The organism is Mesorhizobium sp. M2A.F.Ca.ET.039.01.1.1 (genome assembly GCF_003998035.1).
In the GTDB taxonomy this organism is placed as follows: domain Bacteria; phylum Pseudomonadota; class Alphaproteobacteria; order Rhizobiales; family Rhizobiaceae; genus Mesorhizobium.
This window is the reverse complement of sequence record NZ_RZRY01000772.1, coordinates 1-2,720: the sequence shown is the minus strand read 5'-3', so window position 1 is coordinate 2,720 and position 2,720 is coordinate 1. Positions and strand designations below refer to the sequence as shown.

2 protein-coding genes are annotated in these 2,720 nt (G+C 60.0%); both read right to left on the bottom strand.

The window, feature by feature from the left end:
* Positions 1–2,077 (bottom strand): AAA family ATPase (locus tag EOA24_RS33415; protein WP_133374742.1); only part of this gene is annotated, 2,077 nt, incomplete at its 3' end.
* Positions 2,078–2,249: 172 nt separating this feature from the next.
* The coding region (locus EOA24_RS33410; protein WP_348633093.1) for a DUF3320 domain-containing protein at positions 2,250–2,720 on the bottom strand (471 nt) is incomplete at its 5' end.

Genomic DNA, 2,720 nt, shown 5'->3' with positions numbered 1-2,720 from the left:
CGAAGCGACGCGGGGTTGTCTCCTCCTCCACATGGGCGCGAAGCACTCCGGTGGACATCTCGATTACGTGATCCGATGCCTCGTTGAGGATTTCTCGCATCGTTGTCAGCCTCGTTCCGAGCAGCGTCCTCGCCTCTGCAAGCCTGACCTCGACCCCGACCAGTTTGGACATGGCCGTTTTGGCGTCCTGCAGGTTTCTCTCAGCGACCTGCTGTTCTTCTCCGAGCTGACGGAACTCTGCAAGCAGCGTTGTCAGATGTGATTGCGCCAAGCTCGCGACAGCGTATTGCTCGTTGAATTTAGCTTGGTCGGTGCCGAATTCGCCCTGATGCCGCGCGAGCTCCTCAAGCGCCATCGCAAGCGCGTCCGTGATTTCGTCAATGGCGCCGCGAATCCGGTCGTTCAACCGCATGATGGCTTGCCGTGAGTTATTGACGGACGAGGTCTCGACATGGCCTTCCCACCCTTCTATTGGGATCTCCTTGAGAAGGTTTGCCTGGTCGAGCGTTGCCTGGACCAGTTTCACGGCGGTCTGGAACGAGGCCAAGGTTCGATTATAGATCGGCTGCTGGTCGAGAACGGCCTGCTGCTCGGCACTCAGACCGCCCTGTTCAAGACGGCTCCGGATCGACTCAAGTCGTCTCGCCAAGTCGGCAGAAGCAGATTCGGCGCGGTTGAACGCAGCCTGCGCCGCCCAACTTTGGACGACCTGCTGGAAGGCCGCCCGGATCGCGCGTTCCGCCTCGTCGATATCCTGTTCTGCCTTGCGCCGGCGATCGACACTTTCTGCCGCCGCTATGCCAGTTATCTGTTCATCGGCGGTCTCTGGCCGCCTCACCATCGTCGACAGCTGTTTTTGAGAAAATGCGCGGGCGCGAAATCGTTCCTGCGCTACACTGATGGGGAGGTCGCGGGCCTCTCCGTCCAAAGACACGGTTATCATGGTCTGCTTGTCGAGCGTCCGCCGCCACGTCTCGACGACGCCATTGCGGTCGAGGTCGACCTCGACGAACCCCCCTATCAACGTCGAGGTGATCATGTCGCGTTCGCGACTGGTTGCCACGTCGTCGGCAGCGTCCAGGGTGCTGCGACCAAGCGCGAACCGCAGATATTCCAGGATTGCTGATTTCCCGGAGCCTCGGCCGCCGATCAGGGTGTTGAAGCCATCGTTGAATGTTATGGTGAAATGGTCTCCCGTCAGCGTCGAGCTTACCCGCAATTCCAAAACGCGCTGGCTGGGGATGGACGGCTCCGCATAGGTAATGCGCGCCTCATCCGCCAACACCGCTTGGCGGACGGCTTCCGCCGTAGCCTCGCCGAGCCGCATCCAACATGCATTGATGCCGAGGTCGGCATAGTTGGAAGCGCGATTGTCGCCGGTGGTGATGATGCCGTGCCGGCGATCACCCCAATCTGATATCTCGCCGTAGATCTTCTTTCGCGTCGTCTCGTCGAGGCTTGCAAACGGCTTCTCGTTATAGACCCCGTCGACTTCGAGGTCGGCGAAACGCTGATGAAAGCCCTGCCTCAATATGTCCTTGTGACCGCCCCTGCTAGCATGCGGAAGAGTGATGTTCCTGCCCTTGAGCATTTCGTCCTGGAAGATCGCGCCCAACAGATCCTCAATGTCTTTTCCGCAGAGGCTGGCTTGCGGGGCTCGAGCGGCAAGTTGATCTGGTGCAGGCACTTTGGGCATCATGCCAAACAGGCGACCTATGACACTGGTTGACGTATCCTGGTCGAAAAGGATCAAGCACTGGACGGAGTCGTTGCACGTCACCTCCATGCCGGGGAGCAACCACAGCGTCGACTTGGCTGCCGGTGATCTCTCGATTGCCCGAGCCACATAGGGGTACATGACTATATCGTGATGATCGGTGATCGCGATCGCTCCGATCTCCCTCTTGAGACATGCGGCCACGAATTCATCCGCCCACGCTTCGCGCGCCAGCTCCTTCTCCTCGGATCCGCCTGGCAAGCCACCGCCGCCTGTCCATCCGGCGTCGCGCGGCGTATGGATCTGGAAGTCGGTCTTTCGCCACACCGCCCCCGGGTGACGTCCCTTCGCATGTTTCATTCCACCCCCAACTCGCGGATGCCGTGGTTAGATTCTAGACGCGTGACCCGCACGGAATTCCGACCGTGTCGAGCCGGTTCAAGTTGCAAAGAAGCGATAGAGATCGGGCGCCATGTCCTATTGCTGCCCGTGAGAGGGGATTGCCATGTGCTGCTTTGCTTTGGCGATTGCCTCATCCAGGCGCGCCCGTGAGATTGCGGCGAGGCGTTCCACCCCCAGAAGATGGGCCACGTCGCGCGGGGTCGGGCATGTCGAGAAGTCCGGGATTGTCGAAAACCACCGAGGCAAGCTCCGCCAAAGGTATGTCGGCAATGGAGCGTCGGGCTTCTTCATTGAGCGGCCAGCGATAGGACAAGAATTCCGAGACCGCTCCCTTCTTCCAGATGAATTCGCCGCTCGATTCCTGTGTGCGATCCACATCGCGAAGATGAAGGTCGATCCGTTCGCGGATGCGTCCGCCCGTGCGCAGCCACCCGTGTGCACGGGCAATGCGTTGGGCAAGAACATCAGCGCGCAGCGGGCTTTCCACCTCCACGACTGCTTCTATCATTCCCCGTAACGTGGTTCCGTAAGCAAACTCGAAGAATTGCTCCGGGTTTGGCCGGAAGGCGGCGAAGTCCGTTATCCGGTAACGGCTTTCCTC